A 24,275-nucleotide genomic window follows, 5' to 3' on the forward strand; every position below is an offset into this window, starting at 1 on the left:
GGGCAGCCTAATGAATACCCCGGTGAACGGTGTTATCGGGCTGCTTAACGGCCGGTGAACCGGGCCGCATCCGGACCGTCGACCAAATAGGAACGTGTTCCAACCTGCTGATCTTCGCTGCCGAACAGATCCGCCCACTCGCGACGCGCCCGATCGTGGCCGTGCGTGCCCGCCTCGAACACCCGCTTGGCAGCGGCCAGGGCCGCGCGCGGACCGTCGGTGAACTGCTTCGCCCACCGCAGGGCGGCGGCGAACACGTCGTCGGGCGCGACCACCTCGTCGACCAGCCCGAGCGCCGCGGCCTCCTCCGGATCCACGAACCGGCCGCTGTACACCAGATCCTTGGCGTGCGAGGGACCGATCAGCAGGCTCAACCGGCGGATACCGGCCAGCGGGATCAGCCCGGCCTTGATCTGCGGCAGACCCAGTTTCACGTTGTCGCCGATGATGCGGCGGTCCGCGGCCAGGGCCAGCTCCAGCCCCGCGCCGAGGGCGTATCCGCTGATGGCGGCCACGGTCGGCTGCGGCAGCCGGGCCAGGCAGCCCAGCGCCGACTGGAAGTCGCCGGCCATGGCCTGCGTCTGCTCGGGGGTGAGCCGGGCCAGTTCGGCCAGTTCGTCACCGGCGGAGAACACCCTCTCGTCGCCGTAGACCACCACGGCCGCGATCGACGCGTCGGCCGCGATCTCCTCGGCGGCCGCCGCCACCTCCAGCGCCACCTGGAGATCGATCAGATTCATCGGCGGGCGTGCGATGCGGAGCACGGCGACATGCTCCGCCACACCCCGGTCCACGGTCACGAATTCGGCCACAGCCGATCACCCTACTTCGGGCCCCGGGCACCGGGACGCCCCGCCCGGGCGGACACTACTCGGGTCGCTGCGAACCGCGGATACGCGAATTGTCGGGCAACTCGGCGAAGTAGCGGTCGGCGTGCGGGAACGCCAGCGCCGGACCGCCGCCCGACGGGTCGTACACCGGCATGATCGGGGTGATGTCCCGGCCGGCCGCGAGAATCTCGGCGGTGGAGGCGAATTCGTTCAGCGCCGCGAGCTGGGTCCAGGTCGGCGGCAGCAGCACGTCCACACCCTCGCGCCAGCGGCCGATGGCCTCGGCGGGGGTGCACCAGGCGACCACGTCGGCCTCGGAGGTGGCGCCGTCGGCGAGCTGACCCTCCGGCAGCACCGCGACGAAGAAGCGGGTGTCGTAGCGGCGCGGCTCGATCACCGGGGTGATCCAGTTGTCCCACGGGCGCAACAGGTCGGCGCGCAGCACCAGGTTCTCGCGGGTGAGGAATTCGGCGAAGGACAGTTCGCGGCGTTCCAGCTGCCCGCGCGCTTCGGCGTACACCGCGGTGTCGCTGACGACGCTGTCGGCGGTCGGTCCCGCCAGCAGCACCCCGCACTCCTCGAAGGTCTCGCGCACGGCCGCGCAGACCAGCGCCTGGGCACGGCCGGCGTCGATGCCGAATCGCTCGGCCCACCAGGCGGGTTCGGGTCCGGCCCAGTCCAGTGCGATGGACGCGTCGGAGGGGTCGACGCCGCCGCCGGGGAAGACGGTCATGCCGGCCGCGAAGGCCATTCCACCCACTCGACGCTGCAGGAACACCTCGGGCCCGTGCGCACCGTCGCGCACCAGCATGACCGTGGACGCGTCCTTGACGGGCGCGGCCGCGGGCTGGGATTCGGACTGGGCCATTGCTTCGCTCACCTTTCGCACCATAACCGTTGCCCCGGCTAAGCGATACCACGCGCTGCGGGTTCGCTGATCACTCGGTCACATGGACTGATGGTCAGTCGGTCACACGGACTGATCCGGTGCGGGTTTCGATGACGGCCCGACCGGCGTCATCGCGCCGGGTCCAGGTGCCCTCCACCTTGCCGGTCCGATAGTCCTGCACCTGGCTGACCAACGCGCCGGAGTCGTCGGCCCAGGTAACCAGGAAGATGCCGGCCGCAATGGACGCGACCGCGACCGGCGTGCTCGACCGGCGTCCGGTGTCGGCGGCGATGTAGGTCAGGGTGCGCCCGTCCGCCGAGAAGACAATGGTGCCGCCCGAACCGCTGTCATAGCTGAGCTGCACGGTCCTACCGTTCAGATCCGACGGGACCGTGGCCCGGCCCAGGGTTTCCGCGGCGTGCGAATTCGAAACCCGCTGGGCGGCCGGTGGATCGGCCACACAGCCGGTGGCGACCACCGCGATGGCCAGAATCGTGATGGCGCCGATGCTCCGGCCCACAGCCAGCTCCCTCCATCCGCGGCAGTTGCGGACAGTTTGCCCGGCGGTAGCGGTGGATGCAATCGCAGCGCGCCGCGGTTCGCGAGACAGGTTGCGGGAGGCAGCTTTCAGCGGTTGCGGTGCCGCCCGAAGCGCTGGCTGCGGCGCGCGAAATAGCGCCCCTCGATACGGTCCAGCTGAATCGACTGGCGGAACGCGTCACTCAGGTTCTCGGAGGTCAGCACATCGGTGAGCAGACCCTGCGCGACCACACTGCCCTCATTGAGGAGCATGCCGTGGGTGAAGCCCGGCGGAATCTCCTCCACGTGGTGGGTGACCAGCACGGTGGCGGGCGCGTCCGGATCGGCGGCCAGATCGCCGAGCCGCTCGACCAGCTCCTCACGCCCGCCCAGATCCAGTCCGGCGGCCGGTTCGTCGAGCAGCAGCAGTTCCGGATCGGTCATGAGCGCCCGGGCGATGAGCACCCGCTTGCGCTCCCCCTCCGACAGCGTCCCGTAGGCGCGATCGGAAAGGTGTTCCGCGCCCAGGCTTTCCAGAATGTCGACGGCCCGGTCGGTGTCCATGTCGTCGTAGCTCTCCCGCCAGCGGCCCATCACCGCGTAGCCGGCCGAGACCACCAGGTCGGCGACCTTCTCGTCGAGCGGCACCCGGCTGGCGATGGCGGCCGAGGACAGGCCGATGCGCGGGCGTAGCTCGTTGATGTCGACCCGGCCCAGGGTCTCGCCGAGCAGGTTGGCGACCCCGGAGGTGGGGTGCATCTCGGCGGCGGCCATGCGCAGCAGCGAGGTCTTGCCGGCGCCGTTGGGGCCGAGCACGACCCAGCGCTCGTCCAATTCCACCTGCCAGGTGACCGGACCGACCAGGGTATGTCCGGAACGTCGGACGGTGACGTCGCTGAAATCGATGAGCAGATCGGGATCCGGTTGCGGCACGGGGTCCATCTTGGCCCACCGCCCTGGATGCTCGTCAACGTGGTGGGAAAACTCGGTGCGTGTCCTCTCCGGAATTGCGATGGCGATAAGCGATTTCGTGTGCGCCACCATCGAATTCCGATGGTTCGCGCTCCGGGCCCGCCAACCCGCGGTCCCGCGCATCCGCCCGCGTGGACCGGAACATGCGCGCCAGAATGAGTGCCGCCGGGACCGAGAGCGCCGCCCACACGATGAGAACAACCAGCAGTGTTGTCATTTCGGTGGTTTCCTTTCGAGGAAACGTGAATCGATCCTTGCCGACCCGACCGGGGAAGTCGATATGCACTGGCCATATAGGTCAGTGCGCCGACCATCCGGTTTCGCTAGTGCGACATCCGCACTACGCCACCGCGATCACGGTCGTCGACCCCGGTGCCACCTCGGTGAAACCGGCATCGCGCACCGCCACCGCGCTGCCCTCGGCCACCCGCCGCTGCAACTCCGCCCAGCGGCCCGGATCGGCCTCCGCGACGGTGCACCGGAATCCCTGTGCGGCCCACGCATACGCCCGCTGCACCGGCAGAGCGCCTGCCAGCAACATACTGGCATGCCCTACCTGTGCCGCAGCCTTCCCTACAGTCATACCCAGTTCCGCGTTCACCCATAGCACCGGAGATTCCGGGTCGATTGCGATCTCCTCCTCGACCTGCAGCTCGGTGCCGCTGATCTGGAGGCGCCGGATGCGCGGATCCACCTCGCCGACCGGTCCCGGCACCAGCGCCCGCGCCTGCGCACCCGCGAAATCGACTGTGACACCGTCGACTTCCTGCGCCGCCAGCCACTGTGCCCCGCGCGCCCGCCGCGCCACCTTGCGAATACGCGAGCGTTTCCAGGTCAGATAGCGCTCCTCCCACTCCCCATCGGGCCCGACCCGCTCGTCGAGGCACAGCGCCACCACCGCCGAGGCGGCGGCTGCCAGCAGTGCGCTGCGCGCCGGTGGATCGTTCTTCGGAATGTGCAGCACCATCTGCATGGCCTGCACGAGCGCCGGGTCCGCCGGATCGCCTCCGCCACCATACCCCCGCGCCAATTCCGCGTGCCTGGCCACGAAACCGGCATCGATGGTGGATCCGACGCTCGACACAACCACTCCTACACAACTGTTCGGGCTAATGAACCGTCAGGTTCAGGGTGAAGCTCTTGGCCGGCTCCACCCCCTGTTCCCAGGCTCGCTTGTATTCCAGGCTCAATCGGGTGGAACCCGCCGCGACCGCCACGAAATTCGACACCGATTTGCCGCCGACCCCGGCCTTGCCGTCCGGATTCGGGTCCTGCTCGTATTCCGGCGAGCCGTTCTGCCTCACCACGTTCTGGTCCAGACCGCCCAGCATCCAGGCGTATCCGGTGGTCGGGTTGGCCTCGAGGGTGACGATCAGTCCCTGACCGACCGCGAGACTCACATCCTTGCCGTCGGAGTCGGCGCCGACCCGCACCGGCTCGTGCTCGGACGAGGTCGAATTGCCGCAGCCGGCCAGCGCCAGCGCGGCCATCAGCACTGCCAGCGGCATACGCACACGCACGGACTCTCCTTCGATCGTGGCCGGACTCCCCGACCACGGTACCGAGAGCGGAGCTGCGAGTGCCGCAACCGAATTGGACGCGTTGCCGGCCTCAGCGAGGCAGGACCCACACGCCTCAGCGAGGCAGGTCCCTCACGCCTCAGCGAGGCAGCGGCACCCGGCGGATGCCACCGTCGCGGGCATCGGCCGCCTCGACCTCGTCGCGGGTGACGCCCAGGATGAACAGCACCGCGTCCAGGAACGGATGCGACAGCGCCGCGTCGGCGACCTCGCGGAGCGCGGGCTTGGCATTGAACGCGATGCCCAGCCCGGCGGCATTGAGCATGTCGATGTCATTGGCGCCGTCGCCGACCGCGACGGTCTGATCCATGGCCACCCCGGTCTCGGCCGCGAATCGGCGCAGCGCAACGGCTTTCGCCTCCCGGTCCACGATCTCCCCGACCACCGCGCCGGTCAGCTTGCCGTCGCGGATCTCGAGGGTGTTGGCCTGTACGAAGTCCAGTTCCAGTTCGTGCGCCAGCGGCTCGATGACCTGACGGAAACCGCCGGACACCACACCGCAGCGGAAACCCAGGCGGCGCAGGGTGCGAATGGTGGTGCGGGCGCCGGGGGTGAGCTCGATCCGCTCGGCGACCTCGTCGATGACCGAGGCGTCCAGCCCGGCCAGGGTCGCCACCCGCTGACGCAGGGATTCGGAGAAGTCGATCTCGCCGCGCATGGCCGCCTCGGTGACCTTGCGGACCTCCTCCTCGACACCGGCGTGCGCGGCCAGCATCTCGATGACCTCGCCCTGGATCAGGGTGGAGTCCACGTCGAACACGATGAGCCGCTTGGCCCGTCGCGCCAGGCCCGCCTTCTCGACGGCGACGTCCACGCTCTCCTTGGCGGCGACCGTGGCCAGCGCGGTGCGCAGCTCGGTCTCGGCGTCCGCATCGGCGGTGGGGACGGTGACCATGAGTTCCAGGCCGGTGACCGGATAGTCGGCGATGCCGCGAATGGAGTCGATGTTCACCCGCTGCGCGGCCAGCTTGCGCGCGATGGCGCTGAAGGCGCGGGCGGTGACCGGCGAACCCAGCACCACGACCGCGTGGGTGGACAGCTTCGCGCCCGAGACGGCGCTCGCCCCGATCTCCACATCGACATCCATGCCGATGGAGGCCATGGCGTCCTCGAGCTGATCCTGCAGCGCTTCGGGATCGGTGGGACACGACACCAGCACGCCCAGGGTGAGCCGGCCGCGAATCACGACCTGCTCCACATCCAGCAGACTGACCGCGCTATTGGCCAGGGCGGCCAGAAGTACCGATGTGACGCCCGGCTTGTCGGGTCCGGTGACCGTGACCAGAACCGTCGTGTCAGACGCGCTCAATCGATAACTCCGTTCCATGCGACTGCCTGTCCCGCCCGGCATGCGGCGGCAGCTCATTCTGTCAGGTCGGCGCGAACGGGACCGCGCCGACCGCCGCCGACGGTGGCGGGCATCACGCCGCCCGAGGTCAGCGACCGGGCCACCGGAGGTCCGGGCGACCGCCGACCGAGAGTCGGTGCGTCAGCGACCGAGCAGGCGCGCGGCGCCCGAACACATTTCGGTCAGCACATCGGCGACCGGGCGCACCGCGGTGACCAGGCCGACGCCCTGGCCCGCGTCGACCGGGGCGATACGGGGGTCGTCGGCGGCATCGGCGGTGGTCAGCGCGGACCGCGCGGCGGTGTCACCGGCCAGCTCGCCGAGGTGGTCGTGCCAGCGCGCGGTGAAGTCGTTGCGCAGCACCCGGGCCGGAAAGCGCTGTGGCCAGGGCAGTTCCATGCCGACGTCGAAAGTCCGGGTCACGATGGTGTCGGTGTCCTCGGCCGCGAGCAGGGCCCGCCGGCCGCCCGGCGAGAGCAGCGATTCGGCACAGGCGGCCAGGGCGGTCCCCAGCCACACTCCCGAGGCTCCGGCGGCCAGCATCGCGGCGACCCCGCGCGCCGACCCGATTCCACCGGCGGCCAGCACCGGACCCGGCACCGCGTCGAGCACGGCCTCCAGCAGCGGCAGCGTCGCCAGCTCGGGAGCGCCGTGCCCACCACCCTCCAGACCGCGTGCCACCAGGACATCGATACCGGCATCGCGCGCGCGCCGGGCATCGTCGACGGTGTAAACCTGTGTCGCCGTGCGGATTCCGGCGGCGCGAGCCCGGTCGGCCCACGACAGGTCGGACCCGAAGCTCACCGACAGCAGCGCGGGTGCGGCCGCGAGGGCGAGCTCGAACAGCCCGGGACGGGCGGCCATCACCCAATCCACCAGACCGATCCCGACGGGACCGGCAGCGTCGGCGACGTACGGCAGTTCCCGCTCGAGGGCCTCCACCGACCCCGCACTCCCCATCCCGATCATGCCCAGGCCACCCGCCGCCGCGACCGCGGCCGCCAGCCTGCCACCGGCAACCCCGCCCATCGGCGCGTTCACCACCGGCAGCCGCAGCCCCAGCGCACGCGACCACTCGGTGGACAGTCCCGTTTCCGACATCGCTCCCGGATCCTCCATAAGCCAATAGCAACACATCGAACAGGCGCTAGGCCGTCGCGCCGACCTCGACGCGGGAGGGCCGGATCGTCGGCAGGCGCAGAATGCGCTGGGCGGCATGTTCTTCGTGGTGGTCACGGGCCCGCCCGGCGAGCAACATCGTGAGGCTGACCATGCCGAGCACGATGTCCGGATTGTTGCGGTCCACAACCGGGAGGCGGTCGATGTCGTTGGCGGCCATGGTCATTGCGGCCGCGCGCAGGGTCTCGTCGGGGTGGGTGACCGTGGCGGGGATGCACAGCCGGCCGAGGGTCAGGCGGGATTCGCCATCGTGCACGACGGTTTCGAGGGCGGTGCGGGTGACGACGCCGAGCAGGCGGCCGCCGACGTCCAGGACCGGGTAGAGCATCTGCCGCCGGCCCACCAGCTCGGCGGGATCGTGACCGGAGATGGCGGTCAGCGCGGCCCCGGCGGTGACGTCGCCGACGAAGGCCCGCACATCGCGCTGCATGACCTCGCCGACGAACAGGATCTCCAGCGGGTCGACGTCGTATTCGCGGGACAGGTGGAAGCCGCGGCGGGCGATCTTCTCGGTCAGCACCGACCGCTCGAGCACCAGCACCGAGAACGCGTACGCCGTGCACGCGCCGATGATGAGCGGCAGCAGCGCGTCGAAGCGGTGGGTCAGCTCGACGGCGAACACCACCCCCGTGATGGGTGAGCGCATCACGCCGCCGAGCACCCCGAGGGCCGCGATGAACAGCATTCGCGGGGTCGCGGTGAAGTCGGCCAGATGCCCGATGTCGCGGCGCGCGGTCGCGCTGGTTCCCGGCCGCCGCTGAGCCACTGAATCATGCACTTGACAACTGTTGCACAGTGCGTGCGTCTGGCGAAAACCGGGCGGCCTTACGAGCGGGAGATATATACGAGTGCGGGACGCCCGCGGTCGGGTCGGCACTCCCCTCCGCCTCCCCGAAAACAACGCGGCACCCGTCATCAGACGGGTGCCGCGTTGGTGTTCAGGTGTCGAGACTAGCTTGAAACCTTCTCCAGCTCCTTGACGGTGTGGGACTTGGAGCCCCAGCCGACATGGGCCTCGGCGCGCATGCGCTCGACCATGTGCGGGTAGTGCAGCTCGAACGCGGGACGCTCGGAGCGGATGCGCGGCAGCTCGTAGAAGTTGTGCCGCGGCGGCGGGCAGGAGGTCGCCCATTCGAGGGAGTTGCCGTAGCCCCACGGGTCGTCCACGGTCACGACCTCGCCGTAGCGGTAGGACTTGAAGACGTTCCAGATGAACGGCAGCATCGACGAACCCAGGATGAAGGCACCGATCGTGGAGATGGTGTTCAGGGTGGTGAAGCCGTCCGAGGGCAGGTAGTCGGCGTAGCGACGCGGCATACCCATGTTGCCCAGCCAGTGCTGCACCAGGAACGTGGTGTGGAAGCCGACGAAGGTGGCCCAGAAGTGCCACTTGCCCAGGCGCTCGTCCATCATGCGGCCGGTCATCTTCGGGAACCAGAAGTAGATGCCCGCGAAGGTGGCGAACACGATGGTGCCGAAGAGCACGTAGTGGAAGTGCGCCACCACGAAGTAGGTGTCGGACACGTGGAAGTCCAGCGGCGGCGAGGCCAGGATGACACCCGACAGACCACCGAAGAGGAAGGTCACCAGGAAGCCGACCGACCAGAGCATCGGGGTCTCGAAGGTGAGCTGACCGCGCCACATGGTGCCGATCCAGTTGAAGAACTTCACACCGGTCGGGACCGCGATGAGGAAGGTCATGAACGAGAAGTACGGCAGCAGCACGGCACCGGTGGCGTACATGTGGTGCGCCCACACCGCGATGGACAGCGCCGCGATACCCAGCGTCGCGTAGACCAGCGTGGTGTAACCGAAGATCGGCTTACGGCTGAAGACCGGGAAGATCTCCGACACGATGCCGAAGAACGGCAGCGCGATGATGTACACCTCGGGGTGGCCGAAGTACCAGAACAGGTGCTGGTAGAGCAGCACGCCGCCGTTGGCCGGGTCGTAGATGTGGCCGCCCAGGTGGCGGTCGTAGGCCAGGCCGAACAGCGCCGCGGTGAGCAGCGGGAAGGCCAGCAGCACCAGCACCGAGGTGACGGCGATGTTCCAGGTGAAGATCGGCATCCGGAACATGGTCATACCCGGGCAGCGCAGGCAGACCACGGTGGTGAGCATGTTGACGCCACCGAGGATGGTGCCCAGACCGGAGACGGCCAGACCCAGGATCCACAGGTCGCCGCCGACGCCCGGGGAGTGGACGATGTCCGACAGCGGGGCGTAGGCGGTCCAGCCGAAGTCGGCCGCGCCACCGGGGGTGATGAAGCCGGCGGTCGCCATGGTGCCGCCGAACAGGTACAGCCAGTAGCTGAACGCGTTCAGACGCGGGAAGGCGACGTCAGGGGCGCCGATCTGCAGCGGCAGGATGATGTTGGCGAAGCCGAACACGATCGCGGTCGCGTAGAAGAGCAGCATGATCGTGCCGTGCATGGTGAACAGCTGGTTGAACTGCTCCGGCGACAGGAACTGCATGCCCGGGCGGGCCAGCTCGGCCCGCATGAGCAGCGCCATGATGCCGCCGACCATGAAGAAGGACATGGCCGTCACCAGGTACATGACGCCGAGAACCTTCGGGTCCGTCGTGGTGACCATCTTGTAGATGAACGATCCCTTCGGACCCGTCCTTTGAGGATAGGGCCGAGCCGCCTCCACAAGGCTGGCCGGCCGCGGTTCTACGGCAGTCACGAAACCTCCACAGGTATGCCATCGTTCGTACGCTGCTTCCGGCGTCCGGTTCGGCACATGACGAACGACGGTGGCTTGCGCTGTGACAGATCGTAAACCGTGTTCCCACAGCGCTCGCTCCGGGTCCTACTCTGTGTCGTATTTCAGCGGCGCCGGTGTCGTAATTGGGAGTCGCCGGGCACGGCTGTAGGCTGCCCCGCATGCCGGTGCGCGAGTCCGCTTCCACCCGAAACACGTTCGCCCCCACCTTCTCCCCCCTGGTCGCTCCCCATTGGCGATCTTTGCGGCATTTGCGCAGTGTGGGATTGGTCTCGGCGGCCACGCTGCTGACGGTGGGTCTGGTCGCGGGATGCGGCAAGACCGATGACAACTCCGCCTCGATCGTGCGCACCACCACGAATATCGCGGGTGCGGGCGTGGTCGGGATCGAGCGCGACACTTCCAAGGCGTGCCCGCTGCCGTCCAGCCCGGACTCGGCCGCGGGCACCAAGACCGTCGCCCATGCCGCGGGCACCTCGGAGGTGCCGGCCGATCCCAAGCGCATCGTGGTGCTCTCCACGTCCGCCCTGGACGCCACCTGCGCGCTGGGGCTGTGGGAGCGCGTGGTCGGCGCGACCACGCTCGCCGGTCCCGCGCCGCAGCCCGGTTATCTGGGCACCGGCGTCGTCGATATTCCCTCGGTCGGCCTGGTGGGCAACCCGGATCCGGCGAAGATCGCGGAGCTGAAGCCGGACCTGATCATCGGCCCGGCCTCCGACAGCTCGCACTACGACGCACTGAAGGGCATCGCCCCGACGGTGCTGGTCGGTGCGGAGAACGGCTGGCAGGCCACCTTCACCGGTTTCGCGGAGGCCATGGACCGCCAGACCGCCGGGGTCAAGGCGCTCGACGACTACCGCACGGCCGCCAAGGACGCGGGCGTCGCCGCCAATGCCGCCCTCACCCAGGCGTCGGTGATCCGCTTCGAGCCCAATGTCATTCAGGTGCAGGGCGGCAACAGCTTCGCCGCGCAGGTACTGGGCGACGCGGGCGTGCAGCGGCCGCAGCCGCAGCGTGGGGACTCCTTCGACGTGACCAGCCTGAGCAGCCAGGACGCCCGCAACCGGATCGAGGGCGACCTCATCTTCCTGATGTTCGACGGCAAGGACGGCCTCGACTACGGCAAGTCGATCATGAAGGGCGACAACTGGAAACAGCTCGCCGCCGTGAGCGACCGCCGCGAGTTCGCCGTCGACGACACCATCTGGCACGGCAGCGGGATCACCGCCGCCCGGGCCCTGCTCGACGACGTCCGCAACAACCTCAACGGATACGTCACGGACTGAGCTCCCCCCGCCTCTCCGGACCTTCAGCGCGCGGCCGAGAGCCGTCGACCGTTGGGCACGCGTGTCGGCGGTCGGGGAGCAAACCGATTCTGGTCGTACCCGACGAGTTACCCCGAATGTTGCGAAATCAGTTGCTGCGGTCAGCAAACGGCCCCGAGCGAAGCTTTGCTCGGGGCCGTTTGCCATGTCTGTCCGTGGGAACACCCGTGATCACGAAAAGTTCACGGTCTCGCTGGTGAACTTCGCGGTCGGCGCTCGGCCGGGTGGCGACTTCCCCGCGGCATCGGGTCGAGCGCCGCGACTTGTCAGAACTCCCAGTCTTCGTCTTCGGTGTTGACGGCCTTGCCGATGACGTAGCTGGAGCCGGAGCCGGAGAAGAAGTCGTGGTTCTCGTCGGCGTTGGGCGAGAGGGCCGAGAGGATGGCCGGGTTGACGTCGCACTCGTCCTTGGGGAACAGGCCCTCGTAGCCGAGGTTCATCAGGGCCTTGTTGGCGTTGTAGCGCAGGAACTTCTTGACGTCCTCGGTGAGGCCGACCTCGTCGTAGAGGTCCTGGGTGTACTCGACCTCGTTCTCGTACAGCTCGAACAGCAGCTCGAAGGTGTAGGCCTTGAGCTCCTCGCGCTCGGCCTCGGAGACCAGTTCGAGGCCCTTCTGGTACTTGTAGCCGATGTAGTAGCCGTGCACGGCCTCGTCGCGAATGATCAGGCGGATCATGTCGGCGGTGTTGGTGAGCTTGGCCCGCGAGGACCAGTGCATGGGCAGGTAGAAGCCGGAGTAGAAGAGGAACGACTCCAGCAGGGTGGAGGCGACCTTGCGCTTGAGCGGGTCCTCGCCGTTGTAGTACTCCAGCACGATCTCGGCCTTACGCTGCAGGTTCCGGTTCTCCTCGGACCAGCGGAAGGCCTCGTCGATCTCGCGGGTCGAGCACAGCGTGGAGAAGATCGAGCTGTAGCTCTTGGCGTGCACCGACTCCATGAAGGCGATATTGGTGAGCACCGCCTCCTCGTGCGGGGTCAGCGCATCCGGGATGAGGCTGACCGCGCCGACCGTGCCCTGGATGGTGTCGAGCAGGGTGAGGCCGGTGAAGACCCGCATGGTGAGTTGCTTCTCATTGGCGGTCAACGTGTTCCAGGACGGGATGTCATTGGAGACCGGGACCTTTTCCGGCAACCAGAAGTTGCCGGTGAGCCGATCCCAGACCTCGGCATCCTTCTCGTCCTGCACGCGGTTCCAGTTGATCGCCGTCACCCGATCGATCAGTTTCACGCCCGCTCACACACCCTTCTCAGCTCACCGGACCCTGCGGAATTCCCTTACCCTGAACACTACTACTGGTAGGTGACATCCCCATGCAGCACAAGAAGTTGTGTCTTCACGTGTCCTCACACTGTCCTGCGAGAATGCGAAACGGGGATGGGCAAGCACGCCACCGACTGCAGAAAATTACAGCGGTGCAATCCGTCACAGCGACCCGGGGTCGGCGTGTCCGTACCCGCCCCAGGTTTGCCGATCAAATGCCCAGCACCGCCATGTCAGATCCCCAGCACCACGGTGTCAGATCCCCAGCACCATTTTCGCAGTCGTGAAATAGATGACCAGCCCGGTCGCGTCCACCAGCGTGGTCACCATGGGCGCGGAGATGACGGCCGGGTCGATGCGCAGTTTCTTCGCCAGCAGCGGCATGGTTCCGCCGATGGTCGCCGCCCAGGCGCAGATGATCACCAGCGCGATGCCCACCACCACGGCGATCTTCACGCCCACGAACAGCGTGCCGATCACCATGCCGACCGCGGCCAGCATGCAGCCCAGCAGCAACCCGACCCGGCATTCCCGCCAGATCACGGCGAACAGGTCCGAGGCCCGGACCTCGCCGACCGCGAGCGCGCGCACGCAGGTGGTCGCGGCCTGGGCGCCCGCATTGCCGCCGGATCCGATGAGCAGGGGGATGAACAGCGCCAGGTGCGCGGCCTGTTCGAGGGTCGGCTCGAAGAAGTTGGTGACGCTGACGGTCAGGGTCGCGGCGACCAGCAGCAGCATCAGCCACAGGGCGCGGTAGCGGGCCAGCTGGAACACGCCCGCGGCCATGTAGTGCCCGGACCACGGGGTGGTGCCGGCCTGGCGGGCCATGTCCTCGGAATCGGCGGCCTCGATGACCTCGACGGCGTCGTCGATGGTGAGCAGGCCCACCAGGCGGTCCTCGCTGTCCACCACCGGCAGGTTGATCAGGTTGGCGCCCTGCATGAGCCGGGCCGCCCGCTCCGCCGAGTCGGTGGCGCGCACCGAGACCGGTTCGGCCACAACCAGATCCGCGATCATGGCCTCCGGTGAGCCGAGCACCAGATCGCGCAGCTCGACCTGGCGGGCCGTTCCGTGAGAGGGTCGGAAGCCGGTGGTAGCGCGGCGGTTTGCCGTCGGATCATTTTCCGATCATTTTTCGCCGATCCGGTCGCCGCAGCCGTTGGGCAGGCGTCCGGGATGCCCTACTCTCTGCCTCTGTGCGTGTTTTGGTGCTAGAGGACGACCACCAGCTCTGCCGTGAGGTGACCGATGGGTTGCGCTCGGCCGGGTTCGCGGTGGACCTCGCCCAGAGCATCGCCGACGCGGATTTCAAGATCGCCATCAATCGCTACGACTGCCTGGTGGTGGATCGCGGCCTGCCCGACGGCGACGGCCTGGACCTGGTCGCCCGGGCGCGCAGCGCCGGGCACACGGTGCCCGCGCTCATGCTCACCGGCCGCGACGGGCTCGACGATCGGCTGGCCGGTTTCGAGCACGGCGCCGACGACTACCTGACCAAACCCTTCGCGCTGCCGGAGCTGGTGATGCGGGTGCGGGCGCTGTGCCGCCGCCGCGAACAGCCCACCGCGTCGCGAATCGCGGTGGCGGACATCGATATCGACCTGATGCGCCGCCGAGTCACCCGCGCCGGCATCATGCTGATGCTCACCCCCAAGGAGTTCGCGGTGCTCGAGCTCATGGCGACCCGGCGCGGCAGCGTGGTGACCCGCACCGATCTCATCGAGTGCTGCTGGGACGAAATGGCCGAGCCCGCTTCGAATGTGGTGGACGCGGTGGTGGCGAAGCTGCGCCGCAAGCTCGGGGAACCGAGCGTGATCGAGACCGTGCGGGGTACGGGATTCCTCATCGGCGGCGGGATCTCGTGAGCGCGCACCGCTCTCCCGCCGTGGCCCGGCTGAAACGTGCCCGCTGGATCATGACCGCGCTGGTCACCGTGATCACCGCGACGGCCGTGCTGGTGTTCGGCTTCGTGGCCGCCTCCATCGACGCGCACGCGCGCCAGACCCGGGCGCAGGATCAGGCCGAGCAGGTGGCGGGCGGGCTGGCCCGGGCCATTCAGCACGACGACAAGCAGGTGCTGGACCTGTCCACCGTCATCGACGACGAGCTGGCCAAGGGGGCGACGGCGGTCGTGGTGACAGTGCGCAAACCGGGCGAGCCGTGGAAGCAGGCGCACACCTACCAGCGTTCGCTCATGCCCGACGACACCCAGATCTCCACGCTCGCAACGCAAACCGAGGATCACGCCGACGGCCTGCTCTATCAGGGCAGCCGGTTCGCGGGCACCGACATCACCGGCCGCTCGGTGACGGTGGCGGGCGCCCCGGTGTTCTGGAACGACTGGGACAGCATCGTGGTCATCCTGGCCGGGACCGAGTCCATGGCCGACGCCGGGGCGCATCGAATCCTGGTGTGGGAGTTGATCGCCGGCGGTGGCCTGCTGGTCCTGCTGTCGGCGGCGGCCACCTTCCTGCTGTCGGGGCGCAGTCAGCGGCAGGCGTTGCGCATGCTGGACGAGCACGAGCAGTTCCTCGGCGACGCCGCGCACGAATTGCGTACGCCGCTCACCACATTGAAGCTGCTCACCGAATCCCGGCCCAAGCCCGAGGAGGTGCAGCAGACGCTGGCCGAGGCGCGCCGGCTCGCGGATCGGATGGCGCGCCTGGTGACCGGGCTGCTGGCCCGCGCCCGCATGCAGTCCGGCATCGCCGAACCCGAGCGCACCCTGCTCCGGCTGGACCAGCTGGCCGAGGCGGTGGCCGAGGAGGCCGCCGACGAGCGCATCGTGGTGACCGCGCATCCGAGCGTGGTGGTGGGCGATCCGCAGCTGCTGAGCCTGGCGATCCGGAACATGCTGGAGAACGGGCTGACCCACGGCGCGGTGAACCGGGCCGCGCCGGTCGAGGTGCACGTGGCGGAGGGGCGGGTCAGCATTCGCGACCACGGCCCGGGCGTCGATCCGGTCATGTCGGCCAGCCCGTTCAATCGTGGCGCGGCCGGGCGCAGCGGGCGCAATGGCATCGGGCTGGCCCTGGTCGCCTGGGTGGCGCAGGCGCACGGCGGCAATGCCTCCATCGAGCCCGCGGTCGGCGGCGGCACCATCGCCACGCTGTGGCTGCCGCCCGCCGACATCACGGTGGGCAGTCCGGTCGCCGCGCACCGGTAGCGATACCCGGTGCGCGGCCGGGGTTCACACGGCGTCGAGCGGTTTGCGGCCGCTGATCGGACCCCAGAGGCCGATGAGCACGACCATGATCACCAGGGCCACGGTGATGACGGGGAACACCGCGCCCGGCCCGCGGCGGTCCAGCAGCGGCAGCAGCAGGAACGGCTGCACGGCCGTGCTCAGTTTGGACAGTGAATAGGTGGTGCCCGACGCGGTGCCGCGCACGCTGGTCGGGAAGGACTCCGGCAGATAGGTGTGGATGGCATCGGAGAACACATTGCTGGCCAGCGTGAACAACCCGCCCGACACCAGGATCAGCGGCACGGCGGTGGCGAAACCGAAGACCAGGCCGAACACCGCCATCAGGGCGGCGCTGCCCATCACCAGGTATTTCCGTTCCACGCGCTCCATCAGCGGAATGGCCAGCAGCGAGCCCAGCGGGTAGCCGAGATAGGTGATGGCCAGGTATCCGAGGGAGTTCACCACCGTGAATCCCTTGTGCTGCAATACCAGGACGGCGAGGGTGCCGAACCCGTAGTAGCCGAAGACCTGCAGGATCATCACCGCGGAGAACAAGGTGGTGCGGCCCCGGAAGGGCCGGCGCAGGATCTCGGTGAAGGACACGCGCTGCCGGGTCCGGCCCGCCTCCCAGTACGGCGACTCCGGCATGCGCCGCCGCGCCACGAACACCAGCGCCGCGCCGAGGCCGCCGAGCACGAACAGCCAGCGCCAGCCCTCGATCCCGAGGGGCCGCAGCGGCACCAGCCAGCGGGCCAGGAAGCCGACGGCGGGGACCGCGCAGAAGCCGAGGGTGTAGGCGATGGCGATCATCCGCCCGCGCACCCGGGCGGGCATGGTCTCCGACAGGTAGGTGTCGGAGACCGTCATCTCCGCGCCGATGCCGAGACCGGCCAGCGCCCGGGTGGCCATCAGGAACCACACGTTCGGGCTGAACGCGCCCAGCAGCGTGAACCCCGCGTACAGGCCGATGTTCACCATGAACATGCGCCGGCGGCCGAACACGTCCGAGAGCCGCCCGATCACCAGCGCGCCCAGGAACTGGCCCGCGAAGGCCGAGGCCAGGATGCCGCTGAGCTGGTAGGTGGACAGGTGCAGCTGCTGCCGCAGCACGCCGGTGATGGTGCCGGCCAGGAACAGCTCGTAGAGGTCGAAGAACAGGCCCATGCCGACCAGGGCGACCAGCCTGTAGTGCACGGGACCCAGCGGCAGTTCGTCCAGTCGCACCGGCGGACCGGTCCGGGCATCGCGGGCGTCACCGAATGTGGTCATTGCCCACACTTAACATTTCGCCGGGCGGACGGCCATGGTTACGCGCACGATATATGGGTGGACGCGACGGGAGCGGGACTGGAATCACTGACCATGGTGCGGCACGGCCAGAGCACCGTCAACGCGGCGCCGTACACCGGGTCGGAGGAATTCATCACGGGCACACGGGATGCCGACGTGCCGCTGACCGAGCTGGGCGCGGCGCAGGCGGCGGCGGCCGGGAGAAGGCTGGCCGGGTTCGATCCGGGCTTCGACCTGGTGCTCTGCTCGCCGTACCTGCGCACCCGCGAGACCGCCCGCATCGCGCTCGTTTTCCTGTCGACGCCGCCCGTGCACTTCGACGAGCGGATCCGGGACCGGGAGCCCGGGGTGCTGTTCGGGCTCACCAGGATCGGCATTCAGCGCCGCTACCCGGACGAATTCCGGGCGATGCAGCGCTCGGGCGGCTTCTACCATCGCCCGCCGGGCGGCGAATCCTGGCCCGACGTCGCGCTGCGGCTGCGGGCCGTGCTCCGCGAAATGCACGGCCATGTCCTGGTTTTCACCCATGACATCGCAATCGTTCTGACCCGCTACATCTTCGGGGATCTGGACGAGGCCGAGATCAGCGCCCAGACCAGCGCCCAGGTCCGCAATGCTTCCATAACCCGTTGGGAGCGAGGCGATTCCGGGATGCGGCTCACCGCATACAACGACACGAGCCACCTGGGCTGATCACCGCCCCGGGCATGTCCACCCGGGCTGACAGGATTCCGTTCCGAAGTGGAGTCGGATAGATCACCCCGGTGGCGCTCTCGCGCCTCGGGCGTGCGCCCGTTTCACCCGCGTGTCCACGCGAATTGCCCCGCGTCGACGCTGCCCGGCCGTCATACGGGGCCGGCCTGGCGCATGTGAGAAGTCACAAGAGCGCCGAAAGCGCATTACTGTGCCTCACAGGAGAGATCGATCCGGCCGCTGGTACTCGCGGCATGCGTTAGCGTTTCAGGTCCCGGAAGGGGCACAACCCGGGGGTGGAAGGGAGTCACGGATGTCCGTGGGAATTCCGGCCCGGGCGGGGCTCACCGTGTCGGGCAACCCGATATCGTCGCCGCTCAAGGATGTTCGCGGGCTCGCGCAGCACATGGTGGGGCATTTCGTCGAAACCGTCGCGCCGTGCGGAACGCTGCCCGGCGACGCCATTCACGGCGACGTCACCGCCATCACCCGCACCTGCCTGGAGCTGGCGGTGGGCATGCTGGACGGGCGCGACATTCCGGAGAAGACCAAGCGTTTGGAGGAGGCCGCCGCGCAGTGGGCGCGGGAGGGCATACCGATCGACACCATCCACCACGCCATCCACGAGGGCTTCAAGATCGGCTCGGAGCTGGTGATGGCCAATGCCATGGCCGGGCACGTGCGCCGCGAGGACGACGACGGCGATGTCACGCTGGTCATCGCGGCCGCCGACATGGACAGCATCATGGGCGGGGCCAAACTCGTCGTGGAGCTGCTGGACCGGATGACCTCCGCGGTGGCCATGGCCTATGTGCGGGAGCTGCGGTCGGTGGTGGGCGAACACCACACCGCCGTGCACACGCTCACCTCCGCGCTGCTGGGCGGGCACAGCACCTCCACCATGGCGCGCGAATGCGGGATCGAGATCGCCGAGACGTATCACGTACTGGCGCTGGCGATTCCCGAACATCCCGAGGAGCACTCCCCCACCGTGGACGGTGCGGTGGTGGCACGGCGCAAGCTGCGCCGGGTACAGGCCGAGCTGGCCCACCGGTATCCCGACCGGGTGCTGTCGCTGCTGAGCGTGGACGGCGGCACGCTGCTGGTGCCGGTCACGGCGCTCGCGGACGAGCAGCTGGACGAACTGGTCGAACAGCTGTCGCGGGCGGCCCGGGTGCCGATCACCGCCACACTGGTTTCCGCTGCGCCGCAACAGATTCCGGATGCGGCCGACCAGGCGCACGAGCTGCTCGACATCGTGCACCGGCTGCGGCTGGTGCGCGGGCTGTTCCGCTTCGACGAACTGGCACTGGAATATCAGCTCACCCGGCCGGGACCGGGCCGCGATCATCTGGGGTCGCTGCTGGATCCGCTCGACGAGCACGCCGAGCTGCTGGAGACGCTGCAGTCGCACATCAGCAACAACCTGAACCGGCAGCGCACGGCGCGCATGCTGCACGTGCACACCAATACCGTGGACTACCGGCTCAAGCGGATAGGGCAGCTGACCGGGTTCGATCCCACCCAGGCGTCCGGGCTGTGGTATCTGCGTTCGGCGCTGGTGGCCCGCACCTATCAGGCGGCGGGCTGCTGACCTGCAGCGGTCGGCCCGCCCGTCGATAGTCGGCCGGCGGGTTCAGCAGTTGGTCGGTGCCGGCTCGCCGCGCAGGCGGGCATCCAGCCAGGCGAGCGCGGGCGGGAGACCGAGGACGGCGGCGGTGAGATGGTCGGGCACCGGAACCTGCACGCTCCACACCTGCGCGCCGGCCGCACAGTAGCGGTGCACGGTGTCCACCACGGCGTCCACGGGAATTAGGCCGTCGATGGGTGAATGCCATTCGAAGACAGGCATATCGGGGATGCCGGGGTACAGCTCCAGGCTGTTCTCCTCCACCACCGAGCGGGCCTGCGGGTCCTCGGTCATGACCGTCGACTTGGCGATATCCAGCGCGCCCTGGCCCGCACCGGCGGCCAGAATGTCATTGGTGCAGCTGTTGAGCAGCCGGTCGCGCACGGCCAGACCGTGCGCATTGAGCTGGTCGGTGAGCGGGAATCGGTCCGGGTATTCGCGTTCCAGGCCCAGTCCGGCCGCCAGCGCCAGCCCGAAGGCCGGATGCCGGTTCATGCCCAGGGTTTCCAGCATGCTGACCAGGTTCATGGGCACGCCGCCCATGGCCGCGCCCGCGAGGTGCAGGTCGGGGGCGTAGGTGGCGGCCAGCGCCGCGGCCCACGCGGTGGCCATGCCACCGCCCGAGTATCCGGCCATGGCGACCGGACTGTGCTCGACCCGCAGATCCGGCACCCGCTGCACGGCGCGGATGCCGTCCAGGGTGATCTGACCGCCGAGTTTGGCCGCGCCGTAGGCGAATCGGGGTCCGAGGTGGTCGGGCAGGGCCAGGGTCCAGCCGCGCTGCAGCAGCACGTTCCAGGCGGGGGCCTCGCGGACCACGAGGTTCGGGTCGCTGGTGTAGAGCGCGCGGGAGACCGCGCACTGCGCGCCGAGGCCGTTGATGATCTGCTGGTAGGACAGCACCGGCGCGTCCGGGCGGCGGTTGCGCGGGGACAGCACCGTGGTGGTGGCCGCGATGGGCCGGCCGGTGGAGTCGGTGGAGCGGAACTTGATCAGCGTGATATCGGTGTCGGAGAAGGTGGGCAGTGCGGGCATGGCGCGCACGGCGAGCACGTCGCCGGGCTGGTGGTCGGCCAGATCGGCGGGGGCGGCGTAGAAGGGGTCCGGATCGGGCGCGGCGAGAAGTGGCTGTGCGGCAGCCGATCCCGCGGCGACAGTCAGCAGCAGCGCGCCGATCACCGCGATGGGAACGCGAATCCTCATGCCGGGCAGCGTAGGAAGGCGCGGTATGCCGGGACAGAGGGGAGGACGAACCTTCCGAATAGTCACAATGGGCATCGTGATCGTTTGTGAGCGCGTGTCCAGTCTGGGGTGCCAACATTTCTGTTCCAATGCGTAACAACTAGCCTCGCGCGGCGCTTGTGACATTTCCAAGGTCGAACCGGAACATGTTCCCGTGCAAACCAATCCAGTTACTTTCGGTTACAGAGACGCGCAGCCGACGCAGGGGTCGGCTCGCGCGTCTCCCCGCCACTATTCGAGGAGCAGCACGCATGGCCGGCATCACCGAAGGCAAGGTTCTGTTCGACAGCATCGGGGAGGCGCTCACCCATCGCGTCACCGTGTACCTGGGCGGGCCCGACGAAGGGGCCGAGCTCACCATGGAATACGCGGCCACCTGGAAAGAGGCGTCGGACTTCACCGTGGCGGCCGTGCACGCCGGACTGGCCGTGACGGTGGACAGCCGGATCCGGCCGGGACTCCGCCGACTGCCCCGCTACGGATTCCGGCACTGAGATACCTTGCGCCCCAAGCGCATTCGGGCGGTGCTATTACCGCCCGGAGGCCGGGGCGAACGCGGAGGCGAGGGTATCCCAGGCCGGGCCCAGCTCGGCGGAGAAGTCCTCCCAGGCGTGAATTCCGGTCGGCTCGTAGTGCACGGTGGCGGGAATTCCCAAGTCGCTCAGCCGTTTCGCAAAATGCTCGGTGCAGACGCGGGCGCCTGCCTCCAGCACCACGCCGCCCCCGGCGGCCTCCAGGGCGGCCGGGATGTCGGGCGACTTCAGCACCTGGGTCAGATCGGGCAGGCCCGGGAGACCGGAGGCGGCCGACAGATAGATCACGGTGCCGCGCAGGGCTTCCGCCCAGACGGTGCTGTCGTGGATCAGCCAGTCGAAGGTGCCGGGCGGGCCCCACAGGTTCATGATGTTGCCGCCGCGCGAGGCGACGGTGAGCGCGGTGATCGCACTGCCGGAGGGGTCGATGGTCGAGTAGCAGCCGCTCAATCCGGCGACGGCGCGGTAGAAGCCGGGGTGGCGGTGGGCGAGCATCATCGCGCCCTGCGCACCCATCGAGACGCCCGCGATGGCCCGGCGGCCGTCGGAGTGCAGATAGGGCTCGATGGCGCCGGGTAGCTCGGTGGTCAGGAAGGTCTCCCAGCGGTTCCAGCCGAGCGCGGCATCGGCATGCAGCCAGTCGGTGTACATGCTGCCGGTGGCGCCCGCGGGCAGGACCACGTCGACGGGCTTGTCCGCGAAGAATTCCGCCGCGTGCCCCTTGGTCAGCCAGTCGGACACGCCCTCGGCGTCCACCCCGTCCAGCAGATAGAGGGTGGGCCGGGGACCCGCGCCGGAGCCGTGCAGCACATCGAGGGCGACGTTGCGGCCCATGGCGGCGGAGGTGACCTCCACCCGCTCCCAGTTCGGGCCGAACTGATGCACCCGGGTCACATCGGCCGGGGACGCGGCCCGGTACGGCATTCCGGCATGGGCGGTCGCGCCCAGCGGCGGGCACGCGAGTATCGCCAGCGCCACCGCGACCCCGGCGGCAGCCCGGGACCTCACGACTCCGCTCCCGTATCGGGAATCATCCGAATCATGTTGTGCGACAAGCCAACTCCTCACGCGGGGCGTGATATCCGAAGAACCCACCGAGCGGGGTGCGAGGTTGGCCGCTCGGCGGGTCTTCATCCGATGGGAGTGCAGTTGGGACTGCACCGGCAGTACATGTCTCGAACAAGCAGTCCTCGGCATGCGGGGGCAGGAGAGGACTTCTTACTCACCTCCAAAAACGGGAGTCCTGATGCGATTCCGATTCCGGCATCGACCGCGCAGTTCGGTGATTTCGATACCCGAATCACAGCGAGCCTAACCAGGCTCGAACCGTGATCGGCAGGGCGCGAGCCACCTTCTGGAGAGTTCACAACAATGGGCGGCGCGGCCGTGGGATCGACCACAGCAGCGGTTATCGCCGCCGCGTCGCCTACTGGTCAATCCCCCGAAACGCGTTGTCAACCAACCGTTTTCACCTCGAGAATCACGTTGACCAGCACATTGCCGCCGGGCCAGGTCCGTACCGGATTGTTTGGCCTAGACCATCCCGACCGATACCCAATCCGGATTCGATGCAATCGAGAGGAACATCACGCGTGCAGTCGATGGGATATCCGATCCCGGCGGTCTCCGTCTTCCGGCACGCGGGCTGGAACGTCGCCCTGGGCCGACTCCGCCGCCTCGATCTGCTTCAGCACCATCTACTTCGCACTGCCCGAGAAGGCTTACGCCACCGCCCCGGTCGTCGAGGTCTACCCGATCGTGCGGGGCAGCTCCCCGGTCCTGGTCGTCGCCGCCTCCGCCATCCTCGGGACGACCATCGGATGGACCTGCCGGTTGGGCGTGGCCTTCCTCGCCTCCGGCGTCCTGCTGATCGCCGTCTCCCGAGCCCGGCCGGCCGCTCCGGGCATCACCGGCGGCCGCCGATCCGTCTTGTGGGGTCTCACAATCGGCTGCTGCGTAGCCTCCTACACACTCTTCGACGGTGTTGGTGTTCATCACGCCGCGCCCATTCCCTACCTCGTCACGGTCATGAGCGGCTCCGGAATTGCCCTGAAGGTCAAGGACATAGCCCGCGGCGACCATGCCGGCACGCTTTCCCTACGCTCACTTCCCCTCACCGCCATCGGTGGTGCGGCATGCTCGGAGCCTTCGTTCTGACGCTGATCGCCATGACCCAGCTGCCGGTGGTGGTGGCCAGCGTTCGAGAATCCAGCATTGTCGTAGGTGCGATTCTCAGCCGAATCCTGCTCGACGAAAGGATTTCTCGACAAGGTGCTATCGGGATCGCAAGTGTATTAACAGGAACGGTGGTCATTGGATTACTGGCTTGAGAATCGGGCGTGATTGTTGCCGAATCATATTGAGATACTGGACAATTCGGATTCATTGAATGATCTCCGAGCGGTAGAATGGGGGTATGGATTGGGGTGGGCAAATCATCGATGACATCACCGCGGTGGACGCGGTCGGTGTGGTGGGTGACGCGCTCGATGTGCTGATTCAGGATTCGCTGGGGCCGATCGGTGATGACGACCTGCTGGATGTGATGCGGGAATGGGAAAGCCACCGCCGTCGCATGTCCGCGTTCGAGCACAAGCTGATTCGTGAGGTCGAGAACCGGAACCTGCCCGAAAAAGCGGGTGTGAAGCAGACCTCGACATTCCTCGCTCAAACCCTGCGCCTGGGACACGCCGACGCCCGCGCGCGATGCAACGCCGCGCAATTGTTGGGTGTACGCCAGGAAGCCGGCCGGGTGTTGGAGCCGTGGCTGACCTGGACCGCCGCCATGCAGGAAATCGGTTTGGTGTCAGTGGATTCGGCACGCGTGATCGGCAAGATCATGGACCGGATCCCCGAGGGTGTCGACGCCGACCTGCGCGACCGCGCCGAGTTTCAGCTGGCGCACTTCGCGTCCCAGTCCACCGTCGATGACCTGCCCAAGGTCGGAGACCGGATCCTGGGCTACCTCGACCCCGATGGCACCCTCACCAAGGACGTGGACCGGCAACGCCGCCGCGGCATCACCCTGTCCAAGCAGGGTGTGGACGGCATGTCCACGATGACCGCCGA

General features: G+C 68.3%; 24 protein-coding genes. 9 read left to right on the plus strand and 15 right to left on the minus strand.

Going from position 1 to position 24,275, the window contains the following annotated elements; translation table 11 throughout:
• Positions 1 to 44: 44 nt before the first annotated feature.
• The 10 genes from ACFXIV_RS41720 to ctaD form a co-directional block, all read right to left on the minus strand.
• Positions 45 to 812: an enoyl-CoA hydratase-related protein gene (locus ACFXIV_RS41720; protein WP_379402337.1), complete on the minus strand. Its 768-nt coding sequence runs from the start codon at positions 810 to 812 to the stop codon at positions 45 to 47.
• A 55-nt stretch (positions 813 to 867) separates the two neighbouring features.
• Positions 868 to 1,722 (minus strand): NUDIX hydrolase, encoded by an 855-nt coding sequence (locus ACFXIV_RS41725; protein WP_379402336.1) that lies wholly within the window; start codon positions 1,720 to 1,722, stop codon positions 868 to 870.
• Positions 1,723 to 1,792: 70 nt separating this feature from the next.
• Positions 1,793 to 2,239, minus strand: coding sequence for a hypothetical protein (locus tag ACFXIV_RS41730; RefSeq protein WP_379402335.1), 447 nt, complete (start codon positions 2,237 to 2,239; stop codon positions 1,793 to 1,795).
• A gap of 107 nt (positions 2,240 to 2,346) precedes the next feature.
• Positions 2,347 to 3,180, minus strand: coding sequence for an ABC transporter ATP-binding protein (locus ACFXIV_RS41735; RefSeq protein WP_354835130.1), 834 nt, complete (start codon positions 3,178 to 3,180; stop codon positions 2,347 to 2,349).
• Positions 3,181 to 3,550: 370 nt separating this feature from the next.
• On the minus strand, positions 3,551 to 4,294 hold the full coding sequence (locus ACFXIV_RS41740; protein WP_379402334.1) for a peptidyl-tRNA hydrolase: 744 nt from the start codon (positions 4,292 to 4,294) through the stop codon (positions 3,551 to 3,553).
• Between the two features lie 25 nt (positions 4,295 to 4,319).
• Positions 4,320 to 4,730 (minus strand): protease inhibitor I42 family protein, encoded by a 411-nt coding sequence (locus ACFXIV_RS41745; RefSeq protein ID WP_379402333.1) that lies wholly within the window; start codon positions 4,728 to 4,730, stop codon positions 4,320 to 4,322.
• Positions 4,731 to 4,869: 139 nt separating this feature from the next.
• Positions 4,870 to 6,099, minus strand: a complete 1,230-nt coding sequence (gene serB, locus ACFXIV_RS41750; RefSeq protein WP_354835124.1) for a phosphoserine phosphatase SerB — start codon at positions 6,097 to 6,099, stop codon at positions 4,870 to 4,872.
• Positions 6,100 to 6,279: 180 nt separating this feature from the next.
• Positions 6,280 to 7,239 (minus strand): NAD(P)H-dependent flavin oxidoreductase, encoded by a 960-nt coding sequence (locus ACFXIV_RS41755; protein WP_379402332.1) that lies wholly within the window; start codon positions 7,237 to 7,239, stop codon positions 6,280 to 6,282.
• A gap of 46 nt (positions 7,240 to 7,285) precedes the next feature.
• Positions 7,286 to 8,095 (minus strand): CBS domain-containing protein, encoded by an 810-nt coding sequence (locus tag ACFXIV_RS41760; protein ID WP_379402331.1) that lies wholly within the window; start codon positions 8,093 to 8,095, stop codon positions 7,286 to 7,288.
• Between the two features lie 173 nt (positions 8,096 to 8,268).
• Entirely contained in the window at positions 8,269 to 10,005 is a 1,737-nt protein-coding gene (gene ctaD / locus ACFXIV_RS41765; RefSeq protein ID WP_354835118.1) for a cytochrome c oxidase subunit I, read from the minus strand.
• A gap of 200 nt (positions 10,006 to 10,205) precedes the next feature.
• Here ctaD and ACFXIV_RS41770 point away from each other — a divergent pair, with 200 nt between their 5' ends.
• Positions 10,206 to 11,330, plus strand: a complete 1,125-nt coding sequence (locus tag ACFXIV_RS41770; protein WP_379402330.1) for an ABC transporter substrate-binding protein — start codon at positions 10,206 to 10,208, stop codon at positions 11,328 to 11,330.
• Positions 11,331 to 11,635: 305 nt separating this feature from the next.
• On the opposite strand, the gene nrdF is transcribed toward ACFXIV_RS41770, so the two are convergent.
• Both nrdF and mgtE read right to left on the minus strand, forming a co-directional pair.
• Positions 11,636 to 12,598, minus strand: a complete 963-nt coding sequence (gene nrdF / locus ACFXIV_RS41775) for a class 1b ribonucleoside-diphosphate reductase subunit beta (RefSeq protein ID WP_354835114.1) — start codon at positions 12,596 to 12,598, stop codon at positions 11,636 to 11,638.
• Between the two features lie 288 nt (positions 12,599 to 12,886).
• A complete protein-coding gene (mgtE, locus tag ACFXIV_RS41780; RefSeq protein WP_379402435.1) occupies positions 12,887 to 13,681 on the minus strand; it encodes a magnesium transporter in 795 nt (264 codons plus the stop codon).
• A 146-nt stretch (positions 13,682 to 13,827) separates the two neighbouring features.
• On the opposite strand from mgtE, the gene ACFXIV_RS41785 reads away from it, so the two are divergent.
• Both ACFXIV_RS41785 and ACFXIV_RS41790 read left to right on the plus strand, forming a co-directional pair.
• Positions 13,828 to 14,496, plus strand: coding sequence for a response regulator transcription factor (locus ACFXIV_RS41785; protein WP_379402329.1), 669 nt, complete (start codon positions 13,828 to 13,830; stop codon positions 14,494 to 14,496).
• On the plus strand, positions 14,493 to 15,797 hold the full coding sequence (locus ACFXIV_RS41790) for a sensor histidine kinase (RefSeq protein WP_379402328.1): 1,305 nt from the start codon (positions 14,493 to 14,495) through the stop codon (positions 15,795 to 15,797). Before ACFXIV_RS41785 ends, ACFXIV_RS41790 begins: the two co-directional genes overlap by 4 nt.
• A gap of 24 nt (positions 15,798 to 15,821) precedes the next feature.
• On the opposite strand, the gene ACFXIV_RS41795 is transcribed toward ACFXIV_RS41790, so the two are convergent.
• Positions 15,822 to 17,087 (minus strand): MFS transporter, encoded by a 1,266-nt coding sequence (locus tag ACFXIV_RS41795; RefSeq protein ID WP_379402327.1) that lies wholly within the window; start codon positions 17,085 to 17,087, stop codon positions 15,822 to 15,824.
• A gap of 57 nt (positions 17,088 to 17,144) precedes the next feature.
• On the opposite strand from ACFXIV_RS41795, the gene ACFXIV_RS41800 reads away from it, so the two are divergent.
• Both ACFXIV_RS41800 and ACFXIV_RS41805 read left to right on the plus strand, forming a co-directional pair.
• Positions 17,145 to 17,801 carry a histidine phosphatase family protein gene (locus ACFXIV_RS41800; RefSeq protein ID WP_379402326.1) on the plus strand — a complete coding sequence of 219 codons (657 nt, stop codon included), beginning with the start codon at positions 17,145 to 17,147 and terminating at the stop codon, positions 17,799 to 17,801.
• 313 nt (positions 17,802 to 18,114) lie between these two features.
• Positions 18,115 to 19,395, plus strand: coding sequence for a PucR family transcriptional regulator (locus ACFXIV_RS41805; protein WP_379402325.1), 1,281 nt, complete (start codon positions 18,115 to 18,117; stop codon positions 19,393 to 19,395).
• A 42-nt stretch (positions 19,396 to 19,437) separates the two neighbouring features.
• Here the strand turns inward: ACFXIV_RS41805 and ACFXIV_RS41810 are convergent, their stop codons facing one another.
• Positions 19,438 to 20,634, minus strand: a complete 1,197-nt coding sequence (locus tag ACFXIV_RS41810; RefSeq protein WP_379402324.1) for a lipase family protein — start codon at positions 20,632 to 20,634, stop codon at positions 19,438 to 19,440.
• Between the two features lie 290 nt (positions 20,635 to 20,924).
• Between ACFXIV_RS41810 and ACFXIV_RS41815 the strand changes: the two genes are divergently transcribed.
• Positions 20,925 to 21,167 (plus strand): hypothetical protein, encoded by a 243-nt coding sequence (locus ACFXIV_RS41815; RefSeq protein WP_364613198.1) that lies wholly within the window; start codon positions 20,925 to 20,927, stop codon positions 21,165 to 21,167.
• Between the two features lie 36 nt (positions 21,168 to 21,203).
• On the opposite strand, the gene ACFXIV_RS41820 is transcribed toward ACFXIV_RS41815, so the two are convergent.
• Entirely contained in the window at positions 21,204 to 22,214 is a 1,011-nt protein-coding gene (locus ACFXIV_RS41820; protein ID WP_379402323.1) for an alpha/beta hydrolase, read from the minus strand.
• Positions 22,215 to 22,964: 750 nt separating this feature from the next.
• On the opposite strand from ACFXIV_RS41820, the gene ACFXIV_RS41825 reads away from it, so the two are divergent.
• The 3 genes from ACFXIV_RS41825 to ACFXIV_RS41835 form a co-directional block, all read left to right on the plus strand.
• Positions 22,965 to 23,363: a hypothetical protein gene (locus ACFXIV_RS41825; RefSeq protein ID WP_379402322.1), complete on the plus strand. Its 399-nt coding sequence runs from the start codon at positions 22,965 to 22,967 to the stop codon at positions 23,361 to 23,363.
• Complete coding sequence (locus tag ACFXIV_RS41830; protein WP_379402321.1) at positions 23,342 to 23,536, plus strand: hypothetical protein; 195 nt, start codon at positions 23,342 to 23,344, stop codon at positions 23,534 to 23,536. The genes ACFXIV_RS41825 and ACFXIV_RS41830 overlap by 22 nt, the downstream gene beginning before the upstream one ends.
• An 86-nt stretch (positions 23,537 to 23,622) precedes the next feature.
• On the plus strand, positions 23,623 to 24,275 hold a 653-nt coding region (locus ACFXIV_RS41835; RefSeq protein ID WP_379402320.1), incomplete at its 3' end, for a DUF222 domain-containing protein.

It is taken from the genome of Nocardia sp. NPDC059236, assembly GCF_042754085.1.
Classification (GTDB): Bacteria; Actinomycetota; Actinomycetes; order Mycobacteriales; family Mycobacteriaceae; genus Nocardia.

Bases quoted from the DNA above. Each gene is read 5' to 3' on its own strand.
- ACFXIV_RS41810 (WP_379402324.1), bottom strand. From the start codon at position 20,634: ATGAGGATTCGCGTTCCCATCGCGGTGATCGGCGCGCTGCTGCTGACT.
- ACFXIV_RS41725 (WP_379402336.1), bottom strand. From the start codon at position 1,722: ATGGTGCGAAAGGTGAGCGAAGCAATGGCCCAGTCCGAATCCCAGCCC.
- ACFXIV_RS41795 (WP_379402327.1), bottom strand. From the start codon at position 17,087: ATGACCACATTCGGTGACGCCCGCGATGCCCGGACCGGTCCGCCGGTG.
- ACFXIV_RS41830 (WP_379402321.1), top strand. From the start codon at position 23,342: ATGCTCGGAGCCTTCGTTCTGACGCTGATCGCCATGACCCAGCTGCCG.
- ACFXIV_RS41735 (WP_354835130.1), bottom strand. From the start codon at position 3,180: ATGGACCCCGTGCCGCAACCGGATCCCGATCTGCTCATCGATTTCAGC.
- ACFXIV_RS41755 (WP_379402332.1), bottom strand. From the start codon at position 7,239: ATGTCGGAAACGGGACTGTCCACCGAGTGGTCGCGTGCGCTGGGGCTG.
- ACFXIV_RS41770 (WP_379402330.1), top strand. From the start codon at position 10,206: ATGCCGGTGCGCGAGTCCGCTTCCACCCGAAACACGTTCGCCCCCACC.
- ACFXIV_RS41805 (WP_379402325.1), top strand. From the start codon at position 18,115: ATGTCCGTGGGAATTCCGGCCCGGGCGGGGCTCACCGTGTCGGGCAAC.
- ACFXIV_RS41815 (WP_364613198.1), top strand. From the start codon at position 20,925: ATGGCCGGCATCACCGAAGGCAAGGTTCTGTTCGACAGCATCGGGGAG.